General features: G+C 36.1%; 16 protein-coding genes. 14 read left to right on the forward strand and 2 right to left on the reverse strand.

The genetic code is table 11. The features are described 5' to 3' along the window. The first annotated feature begins 314 nt into the window (after positions 1–314). Positions 315–3,932, forward strand: a complete 3,618-nt coding sequence (gene rpoB / locus A5866_RS11630; protein WP_176271368.1) for a DNA-directed RNA polymerase subunit beta — start codon at positions 315–317, stop codon at positions 3,930–3,932. Positions 3,933–4,095: 163 nt separating this feature from the next. After that, entirely contained in the window at positions 4,096–7,749 is a 3,654-nt protein-coding gene (gene rpoC, locus A5866_RS11635) for a DNA-directed RNA polymerase subunit beta' (RefSeq protein WP_086277547.1), read from the forward strand. A gap of 47 nt (positions 7,750–7,796) precedes the next feature. On the opposite strand, the gene A5866_RS11640 is transcribed toward rpoC, so the two are convergent. Beyond that, positions 7,797–8,516, reverse strand: coding sequence for a glucosamine-6-phosphate deaminase (locus A5866_RS11640; protein ID WP_086445316.1), 720 nt, complete (start codon positions 8,514–8,516; stop codon positions 7,797–7,799). A gap of 277 nt (positions 8,517–8,793) precedes the next feature. On the opposite strand from A5866_RS11640, the gene A5866_RS11645 reads away from it, so the two are divergent. The 9 genes from A5866_RS11645 to msrA all read left to right on the forward strand — a co-directional run bounded on the left by A5866_RS11645 (position 8,794) and on the right by msrA (position 17,073). Next, positions 8,794–9,690 carry a helix-turn-helix domain-containing protein gene (locus A5866_RS11645; RefSeq protein ID WP_086445315.1) on the forward strand — a complete coding sequence of 299 codons (897 nt, stop codon included), beginning with the start codon at positions 8,794–8,796 and terminating at the stop codon, positions 9,688–9,690. Positions 9,691–10,070: 380 nt separating this feature from the next. Next, positions 10,071–10,277, forward strand: coding sequence for a hypothetical protein (locus A5866_RS11650; protein ID WP_086445314.1), 207 nt, complete (start codon positions 10,071–10,073; stop codon positions 10,275–10,277). 33 nt (positions 10,278–10,310) lie between these two features. Next, complete coding sequence (locus A5866_RS11655; RefSeq protein WP_086277539.1) at positions 10,311–11,207, forward strand: ABC transporter ATP-binding protein; 897 nt, start codon at positions 10,311–10,313, stop codon at positions 11,205–11,207. A 12-nt stretch (positions 11,208–11,219) separates the two neighbouring features. Next, on the forward strand, positions 11,220–11,942 hold the full coding sequence (locus A5866_RS11660; RefSeq protein WP_086445313.1) for a hypothetical protein: 723 nt from the start codon (positions 11,220–11,222) through the stop codon (positions 11,940–11,942). A gap of 28 nt (positions 11,943–11,970) precedes the next feature. After that, positions 11,971–12,534: a hypothetical protein gene (locus tag A5866_RS11665; protein WP_086445312.1), complete on the forward strand. Its 564-nt coding sequence runs from the start codon at positions 11,971–11,973 to the stop codon at positions 12,532–12,534. Between the two features lie 12 nt (positions 12,535–12,546). Beyond that, positions 12,547–14,664, forward strand: coding sequence for an ATP-binding cassette domain-containing protein (locus tag A5866_RS11670; RefSeq protein WP_086445311.1), 2,118 nt, complete (start codon positions 12,547–12,549; stop codon positions 14,662–14,664). Next, positions 14,654–15,061 (forward strand): thioredoxin family protein, encoded by a 408-nt coding sequence (locus A5866_RS11675; protein WP_086277532.1) that lies wholly within the window; start codon positions 14,654–14,656, stop codon positions 15,059–15,061. The genes A5866_RS11670 and A5866_RS11675 overlap by 11 nt, the downstream gene beginning before the upstream one ends. Beyond that, entirely contained in the window at positions 15,058–15,570 is a 513-nt protein-coding gene (locus tag A5866_RS11680) for a thioredoxin family protein (RefSeq protein ID WP_086277530.1), read from the forward strand. Before A5866_RS11675 ends, A5866_RS11680 begins: the two co-directional genes overlap by 4 nt. 969 nt (positions 15,571–16,539) lie before the next feature. Further along, a complete protein-coding gene (gene msrA, locus A5866_RS11685; protein WP_086445310.1) occupies positions 16,540–17,073 on the forward strand; it encodes a peptide-methionine (S)-S-oxide reductase MsrA in 534 nt (177 codons plus the stop codon). A 54-nt stretch (positions 17,074–17,127) separates the two neighbouring features. On the opposite strand, the gene A5866_RS11690 is transcribed toward msrA, so the two are convergent. After that, entirely contained in the window at positions 17,128–17,814 is a 687-nt protein-coding gene (locus tag A5866_RS11690; RefSeq protein ID WP_086445309.1) for a prepilin peptidase, read from the reverse strand. A gap of 102 nt (positions 17,815–17,916) precedes the next feature. Here A5866_RS11690 and A5866_RS11695 point away from each other — a divergent pair, with 102 nt between their 5' ends. From A5866_RS11695 to A5866_RS11705, 3 genes are all read left to right on the forward strand, one after another. Next, a complete protein-coding gene (locus A5866_RS11695; protein WP_086445308.1) occupies positions 17,917–19,446 on the forward strand; it encodes a gluconokinase in 1,530 nt (509 codons plus the stop codon). A 61-nt stretch (positions 19,447–19,507) separates the two neighbouring features. Then, positions 19,508–20,245: a DUF5105 domain-containing protein gene (locus A5866_RS11700; protein WP_086445307.1), complete on the forward strand. Its 738-nt coding sequence runs from the start codon at positions 19,508–19,510 to the stop codon at positions 20,243–20,245. A 123-nt stretch (positions 20,246–20,368) separates the two neighbouring features. Next, positions 20,369–20,857 (forward strand): Dps family protein, encoded by a 489-nt coding sequence (locus A5866_RS11705; protein WP_086445306.1) that lies wholly within the window; start codon positions 20,369–20,371, stop codon positions 20,855–20,857. The last annotated feature ends 4 nt before the right edge of the window (positions 20,858–20,861 follow it).

A 20,861-nucleotide genomic window follows, 5' to 3' on the forward strand; every position in this document is an offset into this window, starting at 1 on the left:
TTTTTGCAAAAAAAAGATTGCTATAATCATACGAAAAACCTTGACTTTTACTATAGAAGGAAGTACAATATACAGATGCAAAAACTATCTGAAAAATGACAAAGCAGGAGCGAAATATTGTCCGTTCCGGTTTTTAATAGGGAAACAAAAGTAGAAACGCACGAGAAATTTTCAAGAGCACATTCTATTTTTGGTTTTTTTTTGCCTAAAAACTGCAAAAAATGCTCAATATTACGGATATTTAATATTTGTAATATTAAAGAAATATTTTCGGTTAGTGTTTTGATAGACTTTTAATTAGAGGAGTGAAGAGCTTGGCTGGACACGTAGTAAAATACGGAAAACACCGCGAACGTAGAAGTTTCGCCCGGATCAGTGAAGTGTTGGAATTACCCAACTTGATCGAAATTCAAACAGACTCTTACCAATGGTTTTTAGATGAAGGACTAAGAGAAATGTTTGAGGACATTTTACCGATCGATGATTTTCAAGGGAATTTATCTTTGGAATTTGTGGATTATGAATTAAAAGAACCTAAGTATACGGTAGAAGAAGCGCGTGCACATGACGCAAACTATTCTGCACCGTTACACGTTACTCTACGATTGACGAACCGTGAATCTGGAGAAATCAAATCACAAGAAGTATTCTTCGGTGATTTCCCTCTAATGACTGAAATGGGAACATTTATCATCAATGGTGCAGAGCGTGTTATCGTTTCTCAATTAGTACGTTCACCTGGTGTTTATTTCCATGGCAAAGTAGATAAAAATGGTAAAGAAGGCTTTGGCTCAACAGTGATTCCTAACCGTGGTGCATGGTTAGAAATGGAAACTGATGCGAAAGATATCTCTTATGTACGTATTGACCGTACGCGTAAAATTCCTTTAACTGTGTTAGTACGTGCCTTAGGTTTTGGCTCTGATGATACAATTTTTGAAATTTTTGGTGAAACATTAAGCTTACGTAATACGATCGAAAAAGATTTACACAAAAATGCTAGCGACTCTCGTACTGAAGAAGGCTTGAAAGATATTTATGAGCGTCTTCGACCTGGTGAGCCGAAAACGGCTGACAGTTCTCGTAATTTGTTAAATGCTCGTTTCTTCGATCCAAAACGTTATGACTTAGCGAATGTTGGTCGTTACAAGGTCAACAAAAAATTAGATTTAAAAACACGTCTATTGAACCTAACTCTAGGAGAAACATTGATCGATTCTGAAACAGGAGAAATCCTTGTTGAAAAAGGAACAGTGTTGACTCACCAAGTTATGGAAACACTAGGTGAACATATCGATAACGGCTTAAATAGCGTAACGTATTACCCAAGTGAAGATGGTGTGGTTACTGAACCAATGACAGTTCAAGTAATTAAGGTTCTTTCTCCAAAAGATCCAGAACGCATCGTTAACGTGATCGGTAATGGCTATCCTGATACAAGTGTGAAAACTGTTCGTCCAGCAGATATCGTAGCTTCAATGAGTTATTTCTTTAACTTACAAGAAGACATCGGTAATGTAGATGATATCGATCACTTGGGTAACCGTCGTATTCGTTCAGTTGGTGAATTACTACAAAACCAATTCCGTATTGGTTTAGCTCGTATGGAGCGTGTAGTTCGTGAAAGAATGTCGATTCAAGATACTGAAACACTAACACCACAACAATTGATCAATATTCGTCCAGTAGTGGCAAGTATCAAAGAATTCTTTGGTTCTTCTCAGTTATCACAGTTCATGGATCAAACAAATCCTCTAGGTGAGTTGACACACAAACGTCGTCTATCTGCCTTAGGACCTGGTGGTTTGACTCGTGACCGTGCCGGCTATGAAGTTCGAGATGTTCACTATTCCCATTATGGCCGTATGTGTCCGATCGAAACACCTGAGGGACCAAATATCGGGTTGATCAATAGCTTGTCAAGTTATGCCAAAGTGAACAAATTTGGTTTTATCGAAACACCTTATCGTCGTGTTGATCGTGCCACTGGCAGAGTAACAGATAAAGTAGATTACCTAACTGCTGACACAGAGGATCACTATATCGTAGCGCAAGCAAACTCACGCTTAAATGAAGATGGAACATTCGCTGAAGAATTAGTAATGGCTCGTCTGCAAAGTGAAAACCTTGAAGTGACGATCGATAGAGTCGATTACATGGACGTTTCACCTAAACAAGTAGTTGCTGTTGCGACGGCATGTATTCCTTTCTTGGAAAACGATGACTCCAACCGTGCCTTGATGGGTGCCAACATGCAACGTCAAGCAGTACCGTTGATCCAACCTCGTTCACCACTTGTGGGAACTGGTATGGAATACAAATCAGCGCATGACTCGGGTGCTGCTTTACTATGTAAACATGATGGTGTCGTTGAATATGTGGATGCATCAGAAGTACGTGTTCGCCGTGACAATGGCGCATTAGATAAATATATGGTAACGAAATTCCGTCGTTCAAATTCAGGAACAAGTTACAACCAACGTCCAATCGTTCTTTTAGGCGAAAAAGTTGAAAAAGGCGATACATTAGCAGATGGACCTTCTATGGAAGAAGGAGAAATGGCTTTAGGACAAAACGTCCTTGTCGGATTTATGACATGGGAAGGGTACAACTACGAGGATGCGATCATCATGAGCCGTCGTTTGGTGAAAGATGATGTCTACACTTCGATCCATATTGAAGAATATGAATCAGAAGCTCGTGATACAAAATTAGGACCTGAAGAAATCACGCGTGAAATTCCAAACGTCGGAGAAGATGCTTTGAAAGATCTTGATGAAATGGGAATTATCCGCATTGGTGCTGAAGTCAAAGATGGTGACCTATTAGTAGGTAAAGTAACGCCTAAAGGGGTAACTGAGTTATCTGCTGAGGAACGTTTACTACATGCGATCTTTGGTGAAAAAGCCCGTGAAGTTCGTGATACATCTCTACGTGTGCCTCATGGCGGCGGCGGAATCGTTCATGATGTGAAGATCTTTACTCGTGAAGCAGGAGACGAATTATCTCCAGGTGTAAACATGTTGGTTCGTGTTTATATCGTGCAAAAACGTAAAATCAACGAAGGCGATAAAATGGCCGGACGTCATGGTAATAAAGGGGTTGTATCCCGCATTATGCCGGAAGAAGATATGCCTTTCTTACCAGATGGTACACCGATCGATATCATGTTGAACCCATTAGGGGTACCGTCACGTATGAATATCGGACAAGTATTAGAATTACACTTGGGTATGGCTGCTCGTCAGTTAGGTATTCACATTGCAACACCAGTATTTGATGGAGCCAATGATGATGACGTATGGGAAACAGTTCGCGAAGCTGGTATGGCTAGCGATGCGAAAACAGTTCTTTACGACGGACGTACAGGTGAACCATTCGATAACCGTATCTCTGTTGGTGTGATGTACATGATCAAATTGGCCCACATGGTTGATGATAAATTACATGCCCGTTCTATTGGACCATACTCACTTGTTACTCAACAACCACTTGGAGGTAAAGCTCAATTTGGTGGACAACGTTTTGGGGAAATGGAAGTATGGGCACTGGAAGCATATGGTGCAGCTTACACATTACAAGAAATTTTAACGTACAAATCTGATGACGTTGTTGGTCGTGTGAAAACATACGAAGCCATCGTCAAAGGTGAACCAATTCCAAAACCAGGCGTGCCGGAATCATTCCGCGTATTGGTAAAAGAATTACAATCACTAGGGTTAGATATGCGCGTATTGGACATTGAAGAACAAGAAATCGAATTACGTGATATGGATGACGATGATGATGACTTGATCACTGTTGATGCCCTAACAAAATTTGCCGAACAACAATCAGCGAAACAGTTAGAAAAAGAAGCAGCTGAAGCAAAAGAAGCTGCCGATGCAGTTCTTGAACAAGAAATTGAAACAGCTGAAGATACTAAAAACTAATTGTTTGAAGTCATAGTAATATTGTCAAGTTAGTGTTGATTTACGTTTTCTTTGTAGAAAGAGAGCTTGATTCAGTTGGTGGAAGGAAGTAAGCATTTGAAAGAGTGTTGTACTTTTCTTCCTCCCCCTAACTTTTCCTATCAAGAAATGGAGGGAATTCCTTTTGATCGATGTAAATAAATTCGAAAGTATGCAAATAGGTTTGGCTTCTCCAGAAAAGATCAGAAGCTGGTCTTACGGTGAAGTAAAGAAACCCGAAACGATTAACTACCGTACGTTAAAACCTGAACGTGAAGGTTTGTTCTGTGAACGCATTTTCGGCCCAACTAAAGACTGGGAATGTGCGTGTGGAAAATATAAACGTATTCGTTATAAAGGTATCGTTTGTGACCGTTGTGGTGTGGAAGTAACTCGTTCTAAAGTTCGTCGTGAACGTATGGGACACATTGAGTTAGCAGCACCCGTTTCACATATCTGGTATTTCAAAGGTATTCCATCTCGGATGGGTCTTGTGTTAGACATGAGTCCTCGTGCCTTAGAAGAAATCATTTACTTCGCATCATATGTAGTAATTGAACCAGGAGATACATCTTTAGAGAAAAAACAATTATTAACAGAGCGTGAATACCGTGATAAACGTGATCAATATGGTCAAGGATTTTCTGCTGCAATGGGTGCAGAAGCGGTTAAACAATTATTAGATAATGTTGATTTAGATGGCGAAGTTGCTGGCTTGAAAGAAGATTTGAAATCAGCTCAAGGCCAAAAAAGAACTCGTGCAATCCGTCGTTTGGACATTTTGGAAGCCTTCCGTGCTTCTGGAAACTTACCAAGCTGGATGGTTATGGATGTTATTCCTGTAATCCCGCCAGATTTACGCCCAATGGTTCAACTAGAAGGTGGACGTTTTGCGACAAGTGATTTGAATGACTTATACCGTCGTGTAATCAACCGTAACAACCGTTTGAAACGTTTATTAGATTTAAACGCACCAAACATCATTGTTCAAAATGAAAAACGTATGTTGCAAGAAGCAGTAGATGCGTTGATCGATAATGGTCGCCGTGGCCGTCCTGTAACAGGACCAGGTAACCGTCCTTTGAAATCTCTTTCTCATATGTTAAAAGGGAAACAAGGTCGTTTCCGTCAAAACTTACTAGGTAAACGTGTGGATTACTCTGGTCGTTCAGTTATCGTCGTAGGACCTAACTTAAAGATGTACCAATGTGGTTTACCAAAAGAAATGGCGATTGAATTATTCAAACCATTCGTGATGCGTGAATTAGTTCAACGCGAAATCGCAACCAACATCAAAAACGCAAAACGTAAAATCGAACGCGGCGAAGATGAAGTTTGGGACATCTTAGAAGAAGTTATCCAAGAGCATCCAGTATTGCTTAACCGGGCACCTACACTACACAGACTTGGTATCCAAGCCTTTGAACCAGTGTTAGTTGAAGGTCGTGCAATTCGTCTTCACCCGTTAGTGTGTGAAGCCTACAATGCCGATTTCGATGGGGACCAAATGGCTGTTCACGTTCCACTGAACGAAGAAGCGCAAGCTGAAGCACGTATGTTGATGTTAGCTGCTCAAAACATTTTGAATCCAAAAGATGGTAAACCAGTTGTAACACCTTCTCAAGATATGGTCTTAGGTAACTACTACCTAACTATGGAAGAAGATGGACGTGAAGGGGAAGGCATGATCTTCCGCGACATGAATGAAGCTGTTTTAGCATGGCGTAATGGATACGTGCATTTACATTCACGTATCGGTGTTCAAACAACATTACTTGGTGACAAACCATTTACGGATTGGCAAAAAGAACGTATTTTGATCACAACTGTAGGTAAGATTATCTTTAACGAAATCATGCCTGTAGAATTCCCATACTTGAATGAGCCAACTGACTACAACTTAACAGTGCAAACGCCTGATAATTACTTTGTAGAAGCGGGTACAGATATTCCTGCGCACATTAAAGCACAAGAATTAGTCTTACCATTCAAGAAGAAAAACTTAGGAAACATCATCGCTGAAGTCTTCAAGAGATTCCATATCACTGAAACTTCTAAGATGCTTGATAGAATGAAAGACTTAGGTTATAAACATTCTACTCATGCTGGTATGACTGTTGGTATCGCCGATATCATGGTCTTGCATGAGAAACAAGAAATCATCGATGATGCTCATAAACAAGTGGAAAATATCACGAAACAATTCCGTCGTGGTCTGATTACAGATGACGAACGTTATGAACGTGTTATTGCTGTTTGGAATAAAGCCAAAGATGAAATTCAACAAAAACTGATCGAAAGTATGGACGCTAAAAATCCTATCTTTATGATGTCAGATTCTGGAGCCCGTGGTAACATCTCCAACTTTACTCAGCTTGCTGGTATGCGTGGATTGATGGCCGCTCCAAACGGACGTATCATGGAATTACCGATCATCTCAAACTTCCGTGAAGGACTTTCTGTCTTGGAGATGTTTATCTCTACCCATGGAGCTCGTAAAGGGATGACCGATACAGCCTTGAAGACAGCCGATTCAGGTTACTTGACTCGTCGTTTAGTTGACGTTGCCCAAGATGTTATTATTCGTGAAGACGATTGTGGAACGGACCGTGGTCTAGTGATCCAATCTATTCGTGAAGGAAATGAAATCATTGAGCCGTTAGAAGAACGTTTACTTGGACGATATACCCGTAAAGCTGTTATGCATCCTGAAACTGGCAAAATGATCATCGGTGAAGATCAACTGATTTCAGAAGATCTTGCAAGAGAAATTATTGATGCTGGGGTTGAAACGGTAACGATCCGTTCCGTATTTACATGTAACACGAAACATGGTGTATGTAAACACTGTTATGGCCGTAACTTAGCAACTGGTTCAGGCGTTGAAGTTGGGGAAGCAGTTGGTACAATTGCTGCTCAATCAATCGGAGAGCCTGGTACTCAATTAACAATGCGTACGTTCCATACAGGTGGGGTTGCCGGAGATGATATTACTCAAGGTCTTCCTCGTGTCCAAGAAATCTTTGAAGCACGTAATCCTAAAGGTCAAGCAGTTATTACAGAAGTTACCGGTGAAGTAATCGATATTTCTGAAGATCCTGCAACACGTCAAAAAGAAGTAACGATCAAAGGAAAAACCGATACTCGTACGTACACTGTTCCTTATACAGCTCGTATGAAAGTGGCTGAAGGCGATACGATTCATCGTGGGGAACCGTTGACAGAAGGTTCGATCGATCCTAAACAATTACTACAAGTTCGCGATGTATTATCTGTTGAAAACTACCTATTACGTGAAGTACAACGTGTTTACCGTATGCAAGGGGTAGAAATCGGCGATAAACATATTGAGGTAATGGTTCGTCAAATGCTTCGTAAAGTTCGTGTCATGGATCCAGGTGATACTGAAATCTTACCAGGTACATTACTAGATATTGCTGAATTTAAAGATCGTAACTATGACACATTAGTAGCTGGTGGCGTTCCTGCAACAAGCCGTCCAGTCTTACTAGGAATCACAAAAGCATCATTAGAAACAAATAGTTTCCTATCTGCTGCGTCATTCCAAGAAACAACTCGTGTGTTAACAGATGCTGCGATTCGTGGTAAAAAAGACCCATTACTTGGTTTGAAAGAAAATGTTATCATTGGTAAGATCATCCCAGCTGGTACTGGTATGGCTCGTTACCGTAACATGGAACCAAAAGAAGTTGGCGTAGCAAGCGAAAATGTCTACAGTATCTCTGATATTGAAGCACAAATGGCTGCTGAAGATGCTTTGAATGAGTTGAATAAATAATAGTGAACAAAAAGGCTTGAAATCACATGATTTCAAGCCTTTTTTATTTAATAAAGTTCTGATGCAGCTTCTTGATCTAAAATAATTGTTAAATTAGGATGGGTTTGTAATAAAGAGGCAGGGACATCATTTGTAATTGGACCGAAGAATGCCTGTTTGATGATCGCCGCTTTTTTCTTGCCTGTGGCAAAGAGTACGATTTCTTTTGCCTGCATCACGCTTTTTGGTCCCATGGTTACGTAAAATTCTGGACGTTCATTTTCATCGCCGCCGACCTCGCTTAATAAAATATCCTTCATGTTCTCAGTAGCGTTTTCTCCTACATAAGAGGTTAGGTCTTCAAATTTTGTTGTACCTGGTAAGTTTCCACAATAATGGCCATCAGCTCCGATGCCCAGTAGAATCAAATCTAGTCCGCCATCTTGTTCGATTCTTTTGTCCTGATTTTTGTAGTTTTTTTCATCTAAGGGATGAATCTGACTCTCAGGAATTTCTGCTGGTTTAAAGAAGAGGTTATCGAGATTTGCCATCGTTACACCATATCCTTTTTTTTGTTTGAACGGAATCTCATCAAAATTATAATAATGAACATTGTCAAAATAAGATTTGTTTTTTACATCAGAAACTAGGTATTCATACATTTTAACCGGTGTCGATCCAGCGGTTATTGCTAAATTCACTCGTCTATTTTGATACATTTTGCCTAATAGAATATTTGCAGCGACCCGACTCATTTTTTCATAGTTTTCTTCAATAATAATTTTCATTTTTTTTACAGCTCCTTCTTTTTCTTTAATTTATCATATGGGAACCATCCCATGTCAATCGAAATTTTATAGGTAAAGTAGTATTCTAGAGTTTATTAGTCCATATGTTTCACAGGGATGTGAGAGTAGTAGATGTATATTGATAAGTTCAGAATAGCATAGAAATACAGTTGCTTACTTCCTAAAGGAATAAATAGTCCTGGAAAGTAGTTGTAAGGGTACTTTCGTTGAGATATAATTAACATATTGGCCGAATCAAATTAGGAGGTGTGGAATCGTGGATATAAAGATAGAATTAGGTAAAAAAATTCGGACGTTTCGCGAACAAAAGAAATTAAGCAGAGAAGCATTTTGTGATGACGAACTGGAATTGACTGTTAGGCAACTTTCGCGAATTGAGTCTGGTGAATCACTCCCAACACTCCCTAAACTTACATATATTTCAAAACAACTTTTTATACCTATTTCGCACTTGATAAACGAAAATGACATTATATTACCTAAACGTTATATTCAGTTGAAAATGGGTTTATTCAAACGTCCACCACAATATAATGATGCGATGAAAAAAATGGTCGAGGACACCTTTGAGGAAATATATAAGGACTACTATGAGACTTTACCTGAAGAAGAGCAGCTTTTAGTGGATACTGCTCAGGCACAAAATGATGTAAATCTTTCAAAGAAAATCGATTTTGGTGAGGGAATACTGCAGGATTATTTTTTTCAAGTTAGAAATAAAAAAGAGTATTCTGAAAATGATTTGTTAATTATACATTTATATTTTGCCTGTTGTTATTATAAGCCATTTGAAAATAAAGAGTTCGATACTTTGGTGGAGAAGACATTGGAACAAGTCAATTATAGTTCGGAATTTGGGTTGATTATTTTAAATAGAATTCTAATTACGATAATTGGTCTATACATTTTTTCTGATCGATACGATAAAATTTTAAACATTATAAAGATTTCAAATACTATCATGAAAATGAGAATGGATTTTCATCAAAAACCGATTATTGATATGCTTGAGGGAAAGTATTGGCTGCACCATAAGGATCTAGAGAGAGCGAATAAAAAATATAATGATGCAATATTACTTGCTCAATTACATGGTGAGGAGCAATTGTCAGGTAAAATTAAGCAAGAATGGCAACAAGATCTAAATAGTTAATTGTAGACTGTAGAGACATGAATGATGTCTTTATGGTCTTTTTTATTTGATAAATTAATAACCGGACAAAGATGTCCTGTTGGATTTAAGAAGAAAACAGTAAAGTACTATATGTAAAGAGGACACAGTGAAAAAAGATAAATACGATGAAGAAGTTTGAGTGAAAATCATAAAACAGGACAAAAATGTCCTGTTGAAAAGAAGTGTAACACCGTAAAGTAATATATATAAGTGATACAAGAAATAAAACGAAAAGGGAGGAATAACATATGAGACTATGGAGTATTTTATGCGGATATTGGTGGGAATTATAAAATAATAAAATAATATGACAGATAAAAGAACTGTAGCAACTTAGTTAATAAAAAGAGGGAATATTTATGACAAATATAAAATATTTTATTAAAGATCAAGAAATTATACATAGAAAATTAGTTATTGTAAATGATGGTAATGAAGACAAGTTACTGAAAATAATTAACAGAGGCGAGCTGTTGAAAATTGTTATGCTTCCTCAAAAAACAGAAAAGGAATTACTTTTTGATTATTTGAATGTAGAAGATATTGAAGTGTTAGAAATAAAGTAAAGAAAATTCAGTTAAATCATAGGAGTGATAAAGATGCAAGAAGTTAGAATGAATAACTATTTAGTAAAAACGAAGAGTTTAGTGAAGAAATATAAAGATTACCATGCTGTAAATGAAGTATCAATGACGATCAATCAGGGAGATATTTATGGATTTATTGGTAAAAATGGTGCAGGTAAAACGACTTTTATTCGGATGTTAACTAATTTAATCGAGAAAAGTTCAGGTAGTATCGAATTTTTTAACGGTAAGGAAAAAATAAAAGTTGGTGCTGTGATAGAATCACCAGCATGCTACCCCTATCTATCTGCACAAGAAAATTTGAATTATTATGCTATCCAAATTAATTTGCCTGATAGAAAAAATCGTATTAAAGAAGTGCTGGAGTTTATTGGATTAGGAGCTGTAGGTCAGAAAATGTTTAGAGATTTTTCTTTAGGCATGAAGCAACGCTTAGGGATTGGGTTAGCTATATTGAATAACCCGAATTTACTTATTTTAGATGAACCGACTAATGGTTTAGATCCACAAGGGATTGTTGAAATTAGAGAAATCATAAAAAAATTAAATAAAGAGTACAAAACAACGATCTTAGTATCCAGTCATATTTTATCAGAATTATCAATGATAGCGACTAGATATGGAATTATTCACCAAGGAAAATTGATTAAAGAAGTGACGACTCAAGAACTTGAGAATGAATGCAAAAAAACAATCATTCTATCAAGTATAGGTAATCAAAAATGCCAGGATGTTTTAGAAAAAGAAGGATATGTTGTGCATATTGATGATGCTGGATTAACAGTTAATGCAGAAAAGTCTGAAATGCCAAGTATTTCTGAGCTTCTATTTAACAATCAATTGTATCTTACTTATTTTTCATACAAAGAAGAAAGCTTAGAAGACTATTATTTAAAATTAACAGAGTAGAGGAGAGTTTATATGTTAAGTCTATTAAAATCAGATAGTTATAGAATTTTAAAAGGTAAACTTGGTTTTTATTCAGTAGCAGGTTTAATTATATTTGGTATATTTTTTGGAATAGTTAGAGATGATACGCCAAGTTTAGAAGTGATTCAAGATGGTTTATCTAGTGCTTCGATTTTTGTCTCAATTTTTATGATCAATATTTTTATTATTGTTTGGGGCCATGAGTTTACTTATCGGGTCGTCAATAATTCATTGATTTTTGGAATTAAAAGATGGGTATATTTTCTAAGCAAGGTTGTATTAACCTTCGGTATGTTGATTCTCTTTTTAGTCATTTATACAGGAGCATTAGCAAGTACGGTGTGGATCACAGGTGGGGGATTTTCTCTGATCGAAATGATAAAAATAATGTTATTGCAGCTACCATTGTATTTTTCAGTCAGTCTTATAGGTGTATTGTTGTTTAATGTTATTAAATCAAGTAATGTTGCAACGGCGGTATTTGTAGCGTTGATTTTAATTGGAGAAGGGCTAGCTTCAAGCATTATTTCAAGTTATTTTTTAGCAGCAAATGCGCTATTGGATACGCTACTATTTACGAATATTAGACAACTGACAGATTATCAAAATGTATCAAACCAGACCTTTGTAATTGTTTTTAGCAGTGCATTAGTCTATAGCATCATATTCTATGTATGTAGCTATATGTTATTTAAAGAAAGAGATTTCAAATAATAAAAAATAGAAGAGGGAAGTGAAGTGTATGAAAAAGAAACTGATGATTTTGATCCTTGTGGTCGCGGTTGTTCTTTTTGTGGGCTATACAACAATGCGCTCAGATAAAACCACAAAAGCTATAACAAAAGATTGGCGCTTTTCAACAGATATGATTGACTCGCTATCGTTATTGGGCGCTGAACAAGATGTTAAGACAACGATTATTGAAACTGAAAAAGAAGAAACTGTGGTTAAATTAGCCGGAAAAGTGTCTGACAAAACAGAAAAAGAGCTCAATAAGGCAAAAACTAAAGCGACAAGTTTAGAAATTACATTGTCCGATACAGATGGATTCAAATTGATGCCAAGCAGTGATGGGAAAAGTGAACTAGAAATGCAGGTTTTCTTAGGCAAAAATGCCAGCATAAAAAATTTGAAAATAGAGTCAATAGTAGGAAATGTTGATGTTACGGTCCCACAAGATTTTCAAGGGAAGTATGTGACGATTGCTAAAAATGGCGGAGAAGTTTTAGCAGTTCCAGATACTAGTAAAGATCAGGATGAAGTTATAGAGATTAGTACCATCGGAGATATTCGCATTAAAAAGTAAGGAGAATGTACTATGTATGCCCATTATATGCAACATTCAACGACAGATTGTGGAATCGCCTCGTTAAAAACGATATTAAAACAACTACGAATAAAAATTGGTAATGAGAATGAATTATATCAACATTATAGTATTAAAAAAACGCAAGGACTTTCTCTGGATGAAATGAAAACCATTTTAAAAAAGTACGGAGTAAACTCTAGTGCATATGGAGTGACAGATTTTGAGAAATTAAAAAAAGTTGAGAAACTTCCTATGCTATTGGTCGTAGAGAATGATGGTGTAGGTCACTATGTAGTTGTTCATGAGATAAAGGATAATCAGTCATTCATAGTCTCTAATCCTGCAGAAAGCACTCTAATAGAATACGATGAAGCCTATTTAAAATCGATATTTTTAGGCTATGCCCTATGTATTGCAGATTCTAATTCAGTTGTTACAAATAGATCAAAAAAGAAATTCAGAATGAATAAGGTGGAATCAAGTCTAGGTAAAAGACTTTACAAAGAAGTCATGCAAGAGATTTCTTATAGCTTAAAAGTAAAAATGATTGGATTGATCTTGTTAAAATACCTACTTCCGATAGTAACAACTTTTCTAATTCAAGGAACACTATCATTAAATAGAACAGATTCTGCTCCTATGTTTGTTTTTGTAATATCTGTAGCGTTATTGTTGATTTTAGGATTCTATAAAATCAATATTATGGAAGGAAAGCAAAAAGTTACACTTGAAAATAAGATTCAAGAAAAAATTTTAATGAAATATTATGTTCAAAAAGTTAGTGATATCAGATCTGGCGGTAATAGTGACAATGTCACTGGTTATTTTTGGAATTTGTTTGGTTCAGTTTCGGGTTTGCTGGAAAAATTTTATTTTAAGCTTAATTTAGTTTATGTATTGCTATTGGCAAGTATTGTTTTCAGTATAACGCCTTTATTATTTGGTGTTTTAGTTTTCTGGATTGGTTTATTTTCTTATTTTTTAAAAAGGAAAATAGACATTATTAGAAATAATGAAAAAGATGTCATTGGAAAATCATCGGTGTTTTCATTTTCTGTTGAGAATAATATCAAAAGCTCATTTGATATCAATTTGTTTTCCAAGAATAAAGAAGCAGAAAGCTTTGTTCAACAGAAAATCCAAGATTATTTTGAAAGTAAAAATCAAATGGTCACGAATGATTTGAAAATAGCTTCAATGTTTCAAGTGTTTTCAACGCTTATCTCAATTTCAACATTTGTTGTGTTCGGTGTAAATGCAGCACTTCACACTGGAAGTACTACTAGTTTATTAAATGATTCAAATGGTATTTTGATTATTTCTATCATACTTAGTTCAGTTGCGCCAGTTCTGCAATCATGGTTGAGTTATCAAAAAAGTGCCATTGCGATTGATTATATTCAAAGTGGCGAAGATTATACTGAGCAAGCGGAAAAATCAGAGGATGTATTAGATGTTCCAAAAATCACCACTATTGATGTGAAGAATTTGAATTTTTCTTATGATGAGAAAAAGAAGATATTCAAACAGTTTGATACGAGATTTGAAGCAGGAAAACTATACACTCTTATTGGAGATAATGGTTGCGGAAAATCAACACTCATTAATTTGCTTTCAGGGGTGTTAGATCCAGATTCTGGAATAATGATTGTTAATGAATCAGTCGAAAGGAGATCATTTAAAAATACCAGTATTAGAGAATATATTAGTTTGTATTCGCCTGAATTCAATTTGTATGGCAATACCGTTGGTCGTAATATTCGCTATAAGGTGTTTAATGAGAATTTGACAACAGAGCAGAAGTCTCACTATGATGACTTGCTGGATTTAAAGTTGCCAAATAATTATTTGATTCAGAGCGAGGGTCGAAACTTATCTCAAGGCCAAAAACAAAAAATTCTATTAATGCGAGCTTTGTATCAAGATACGAGTCTTTATATTTTTGATGAACCAACAGGAAATTTAGATAGTGCGTCTAAGAAAAAATTTATGAATTATATCAAAAAACTAGCTAATGATGAAAAAAAGATCGTGATTGTAATAAGTCATGAGACAGATGTTTTAGAATATGCTGATGAAATTATCAATATAAAAGAAAAAAGACGGGGAGATAAGAATGAAAAATAAAACAGGAATACTGTTATTGTCTATCGTTGTTATTGTATTTTTTGTGATTCTAACAGCATCTAAAACGAGTGCCAGTATAAAAGACAACACAATATCAATCCAGCAAATCGAAGATACCATTACAAACAAAGAAGACACATTCATTTTAGTAGGAAATCGAAATTGCACGTCATGTCAAATGTTTCTACCAATTTTAGAAAAAGCAGCGAAAAAGACAGATACTGAAGTCTATTATCTGGATACTGAAAATACTAGTAATAAAAAGTTTATAACTAGTAATAACGTAACAGTGACGCCGACGATACTAGTGATCAAAGCTGGGGAACTAACACGCTATGAAGGTGCTCTAGAGTATGACACAACAAAAAATATTCTTGAAGGTAGGGAAGTAGAATGAAGTTAAAGAGAATAGCAGTATTCTTGTCAGTAATTGGATTGTTTAGCTTGGGTGGAACGGCATATGCATTAAAATTGGACAATGATAAGAAAGATCAGCAATTAGTGGTTGAGCAGTCTAACTATCCAGAGATTTACAACACAGTAGATTCAATTACATTTGATAGCTTTAAAGAAAAACTTGAAAAACAAGAAGATTTTTATGTTTATGTAGGTCGACCAACATGTGGAGACTGTAATGACTTTGAGCCGGAATTTATTAAATTGGTGGAAGAAAAAAACATTTCACAACAGATATTTTATTTAAATGTCGCAAAGGTTAAAGAGAATGAGGAAGAATGGGAAAAGTTCAAGTTGGATTACAACATTAAGTATACTCCAACACTAGCTAAATATAGTAAAGGTATTTTGACGAATAAAATAGAGTGGACACCTGAAAATGGAATATCCCTGCAGAAAGTCGCAGAGTGGATAGATAGATATGTTGAGCCAGCAGCGTTAGTCAAATAACTACTGAGTTATTAAAACTATAAAAAGAGGAGGAAAAGAAGATGAAAGAATTAACGAAAAATGAAGCAAAAACAGTAGAAGGTGGCTTGAGATTTTGTTTCTTTTATTGGAAAGGCTGGGGCTTTTTCTGTAAGTAAGAAGGCAGTGAGGAAGAGAGAACAGGTTTAAAAAAGAGAATTAATGTAAATCAAACATAAAAGAGGAGGAAAAGAAGATGAAAGAATTAACGAAGAATGAAGCAAAAACAGTAGAAGGTGGCTTGAGATTTTGTTTCTTCTATTGGAAAGGCTGGGGCTTCTTCTGTAAGTAAGAAGGTATCAGTAAAGAGAAAACAGGCTTAAAAAAGAGAATTAATGTAAATCAAACATAAAAGAGGAGGAAAAAAAATGAAAGAATTAACGAAAAATGAAGCGAAAATAGTAGAGGGTGGCTTGAGATTTTGTTTCTTCTATTGGAAAGGCTGGGGTTTCTTCTGTAAATGAGAAGGCAGTAAGTAAGAGAGAGCAGGTTTAAAGGGAATCAATGTAAAGCAACCATAAAAAGAGGAGGAAAAGAAGATGAAAGAATTAACGAAAAATGAAGCGAAAACAGTAGAGGGTGGCTTGAGATTTTGTTTCTTCTATTGGAAAGGCTGGGGCTTTTTCTGCAAATAAAAAGAAGTAGCTAAGAGATCACTAAGTTATTGAATAGAGTAAGTAATGAGTAAAAAAGATAGAGATTTAAGTAGTTTAGTCATATAAACTACGATCGCGACCTGATCCATTTAGGAACAGGTTGCGTTTTTTTGCTTGTAATAGAAATTGACTATGTGTTTTTATAAGGTAACTATTTAATAGCTTACACTCGTATGGTAATTTTACGCTTGAGAATTTGATTATTTGTTGAAAAGATTCTTTTATTATATAAGCAAATCAATATCATTATTTTTTTATTCGGCTTATGATAAAGAAAAGAAGAGGTGAGGGAATCATGGAACACAAATACGAAAAAGCGATTTTTGCAGGAGGCTGTTTTTGGTGTATGGTCAAACCATTTGATACTCAACCAGGTATTATTTCGGTTGTAGCTGGATATACTGGTGGACATGTCGTAAATCCAACCTATGAGCAAGTCACATCAGGAATGACCGGTCACACAGAAGCCGTTGAGATAACCTATGATCCTGCGATTATTCCATATGAAAAACTAGTAGAAACGTATTGGCAGCAAACAGATCCAACCGATGCATTAGGACAATTTGCAGATCGTGGGGATTCTTATCGACCTGTTATCTTTTATACAAATGAAGCACAAAAGATAAGCGCAGAAAAATCAAAAGCGGCATTACAAGCAAGTGGTCGCTTTACGCAGCCAATCGTTACCAAGATTGAGCCAGCACAAGCTTTTTATCCAGCAGAAGACTATCACCAAGATTATTATAAAAAGCATAGTGTACATTATAGTCTGTATAAGGAAGGTTCCGGACGTGCTGGATTTATTCGGAAAAATTGGAAAGCTAAATAAATTGAAGTGATGAGCCGGACAAAACTAAAGTCAGTTTTGTATCGAGCTCATTCTTTATTTCCATATTAGTGCAAAAAATAGACCGATACTTAAAAAAGGCACAAAAGGTAGTTGTCGGATAGTTTTCTTTAAAATGTATTGGTAGATGAAAAGAAAAAGTAAGCCACTACTGCTGGCAATGAACAATAAAAATATAATCGACTCTCCACCTAAAAATAAGCCCCACACCGTTAACAAAAAGATGTCGCCACCTCCCACAGAATCAGGAAAGATATAGTTTAGTATCTGTAAAGCAATGAATAGAATCAAGCTTGTAAACGGAAAAAAAGGTAATGCCAAATAAATATGTCCAATACATAATAAGATGGAACAGGTGTAAAATAATCTAGGTTCTACGATTAAATAAAAGAGGTCAGTTAAAGATAAAACGACAGCCATCGATAAAAAAAATAGAGAATAAACAGGATGAACCGCTTCAAGCAATACATAAAAACAAAGTGATCCGAAAATCAACTCGCTAAAAAAATAAACATAAGATAGCTTACATTTGCAGTAACGACAGCGAAAACCCAAACATAGAATTGAAACAATTGGGATCAATTCGACCATCTTCAATTTAGTTTGGCAATAAGTACAGTGGGAAGCGGGGCGCACTATTGATCGGTTGGCAGGTATACGTTCTGCCACTAAACAAAGAAATGAACCTATCACACTACCAATAATAAAATAAATAATCGACATAGAAAATTCTCCTTTCACAAATAAATACGCAAATATCGCCCTTTTTAACTAGACAAATATTTTTTTATTAGGAATAATGAAAGAGAGAAATGAGGCGAGAAAATGGAAAAAATAGCAATTGGTGTAGATATTGGTACAACGCAAACAAAGGCAGTCGCTTTTAGTGAGGATGGAGCAGTTCAAGCATCTGCTTATATTCGTTACCCGCTCATTCAGGAAACAGAAGGTATGGCAGAGCAAGATATAGATCAGATTTTTCAAGCAGTCATTACTTGTATTGGTGCGGTTGTGGCAAAAGTGCAGCCACATGAAATTTCAGTAGTATCCTTTTCAACTGCGATGCATGGCTTGATCGTAATGGATAAAAATCATCAGCCGTTGACAAGAGTCATTACATGGGCTGATAATCGTGCAGAAAAATACGCGGAAGAACTAAAAAATACGGCATTAGGAACATCTATTTATCAAAAAACAGGGTTACCGATGCACCCAATGACCCCGTTTCATAAAATGCGCTGGCTGAAGGAAGAGTTTCCGAAGGTTTATGAACAAGCAGACAAATTTATTGGGATGAAAGACTATATTTTTTATCGTTTATTTGATCAATATATTACCGATATCAGCACTGCTTCAGGAACAGGATTTTTAAATATTCATGATCTGATATGGGATCAACAAGCATTAGCGGAGCTGGAAATTACTACAGAGCAGTTGCCAAGACTAGTTAAACCTACTCAGCAACTAACTGGTTTAAAAGAAGAGTGGTTAAAACTATTAGGATTGACGCCTCAAACAATTTTTGTGTTAGGCGGAGCAGATGGTCCATTATCAAATTTAGGCTTAGGTGCTTTAAATCAAGGAACGGCTACTTTAACGGTTGGAACCAGTGGCGCATTGCGCTATATTGTTGAGCAGCCCCAGACGCATCCACAAGCAGAGACTTTTTGTTGTGTGCTAGATGAATATCATTGGGTAATTGGCGGTGCAACAAGTAATGGCGCTGGTATTTTTGACTGGGCTTGTGAAAATTTCTTGAAAGAAGTTCAAATGGAAGCTCGTGAGACTGGAAAAAATCCTTATGATGCCGTGATGGAACTTGTGAAGGAGACACCGGCAGGAGCTAAAGGCTTATTGTTTCATCCTTATTTATTAGGAGAACGGGCACCATTATGGGATGCGGAAGCTGCCGGTAATTTTGTTGGACTGAAAAGAAATCATGATGATAAGATTATGATGCGAGCTGTGGTTGAAGGAATTTGTTTGAATTTGAAACGTATTTTAACGGAATTGGAAGAGCTAGGCGGATCAGTGAAGGAAATTCGGGCTACAGGCGGATTTGCTGATTCAAAGGTTTTTAAACAGATCATGGCAGATGTTTTTGGTTATAGGTTATCAATGACAGAAAGTGTCGAGGCATCTGCCATGGGGGCAGTTCTATTAGGCTGGCAAAGCTTAGGAAAAATTCCCAGCTTGAAAGCAGCCGGTGATTTGGTAGAGATTTGTGAAATAGTTGAACCGAATAGTGAAAAGCAGCAAATTTATCAACAGATTTATCCACTATTTAGCACAACGCAACAGCAACTATCAGCCAGTTATCATCAATTAGCCAAACTAAGAGCTGATTTAGACTAAATTTTTTTGACAAATAGCGCTGAACTTGTTTTACTAGTAGTAAGAGAACGGAGGAAAGGAAATGAAAAAAGTCTGGATCACTTTTTTGCTTTTGGTCGGGATTTTTCTGACAAGTTGCGGCTCAAAAGGGATTTCCGCAGAAGAGGCAGGTGAATTGTTTGTTGATCGCCTGGTCTACCAGAAAAGAGAAAATGAATTTGCGAAGGAATTTCGTGACGGCGAACGAGTAGGCAAAGAGTTAGATAACAACAGTAATACGTTTGAAGAAAACTTTGCAAAAGGATTATCCTCGACAGGTGCCAAAGTTCCGCAAAAAGCAGCAAATCAATTAACAAAAGAATTATTACAACAGACAAAAGCAAAAACATCCTATAAGATTATTAAAATAGATGAAACAAAAACCGGGGCTGTAATTTCTTATTATGTAACTGGGTTAGATTTAGTGAGTGCTATGCAGGATATGACCAGACAGCTCGTAAAAGAAACTTTAGCTGATCCGGAAATAGCGAAAGATGATCAAAAAACACTAGATGCAACTTTTTCTATTTTGGAAGAACGAGTCAAATCAATTAAAATCAAAACAGATCCAGTTCAGCTTAAATTACGTTTAGAAAAGGAAAAGGGTAAATGGTTTATACCAGATAATCAAAAAGAAGCTGTATCCAATTTGTTCCTAGCATTTATTTCGGGTTCTGAAAATACAGAAGCGATGAATCAGGAGCTAGAAGAGGCAATGAATGAAGTTGCTAAAGAAATTATTGACTCATTAGATACTATGCCACTACCTAATAACAATTGATGTTTTAGATTATAATGATTATCAAAAGATAATATTTATAAAAATGAAGATTTTACTGTACTTTTCCGGCATTTCGTACTACAATTATAGATGTAGATAAAAACTTTAGGAGGATGATGTATAATGAAATTTGAACAAACTAAAGAAGTATTGAACCAACTAGTTGCAGATCTAAGCCAGTTTTCAGTGGTAATCCACCAAACACACTGGTATATGCGTGGCCCAGAATTCTTGACATTGCACCCTAAAATGGATGAATACATGGACCAAATCAATGACCAATTAGATGTTGTTTCTGAACGTTTGATTACATTAGATGGAGCTCCGTATTCAACTTTACAAGAATTTGCAGATCATACTGGTATTGCAGATGAAATTGGTACTTACGAACGCTCAATTCCTGAACGTATGGAAAAATTAGTAGAAGGTTACCGTTATTTAGCTGATTTATACCAAAAAGGAATCGATGTTTCTGGTGATGAAGGTGATGATTCTACACAAGATATCTTTATCGCAAACAAAACTGATATTGAGAAAAACATTTGGATGTTGCAAGCAAAATTAGGGAAAGCACCTGGTATTGATGCAGATTCACGTACTAAAACTCGTTAATTTA

Source organism: Enterococcus sp. 12C11_DIV0727, from assembly GCF_002148425.2.
Taxonomy (GTDB): Bacteria; Bacillota; Bacilli; order Lactobacillales; family Enterococcaceae; genus Enterococcus_L; species Enterococcus_L lemimoniae.

Bases quoted from the DNA above. Each gene is read 5' to 3' on its own strand.
- A5866_RS11640 (WP_086445316.1), bottom strand. From the start codon at position 8,516: ATGAAAATTATTATTGAAGAAAACTATGAAAAAATGAGTCGGGTCGCT.
- A5866_RS11650 (WP_086445314.1), top strand. From the start codon at position 10,071: ATGACAAATATAAAATATTTTATTAAAGATCAAGAAATTATACATAGA.
- A5866_RS11655 (WP_086277539.1), top strand. From the start codon at position 10,311: ATGCAAGAAGTTAGAATGAATAACTATTTAGTAAAAACGAAGAGTTTA.
- A5866_RS11660 (WP_086445313.1), top strand. From the start codon at position 11,220: ATGTTAAGTCTATTAAAATCAGATAGTTATAGAATTTTAAAAGGTAAA.
- A5866_RS11665 (WP_086445312.1), top strand. From the start codon at position 11,971: ATGAAAAAGAAACTGATGATTTTGATCCTTGTGGTCGCGGTTGTTCTT.
- A5866_RS11670 (WP_086445311.1), top strand. From the start codon at position 12,547: ATGTATGCCCATTATATGCAACATTCAACGACAGATTGTGGAATCGCC.
- A5866_RS11675 (WP_086277532.1), top strand. From the start codon at position 14,654: ATGAAAAATAAAACAGGAATACTGTTATTGTCTATCGTTGTTATTGTA.
- A5866_RS11680 (WP_086277530.1), top strand. From the start codon at position 15,058: ATGAAGTTAAAGAGAATAGCAGTATTCTTGTCAGTAATTGGATTGTTT.
- msrA (WP_086445310.1), top strand. From the start codon at position 16,540: ATGGAACACAAATACGAAAAAGCGATTTTTGCAGGAGGCTGTTTTTGG.
- A5866_RS11690 (WP_086445309.1), bottom strand. From the start codon at position 17,814: ATGTCGATTATTTATTTTATTATTGGTAGTGTGATAGGTTCATTTCTT.
- A5866_RS11695 (WP_086445308.1), top strand. From the start codon at position 17,917: ATGGAAAAAATAGCAATTGGTGTAGATATTGGTACAACGCAAACAAAG.
- A5866_RS11700 (WP_086445307.1), top strand. From the start codon at position 19,508: ATGAAAAAAGTCTGGATCACTTTTTTGCTTTTGGTCGGGATTTTTCTG.
- A5866_RS11705 (WP_086445306.1), top strand. From the start codon at position 20,369: ATGAAATTTGAACAAACTAAAGAAGTATTGAACCAACTAGTTGCAGAT.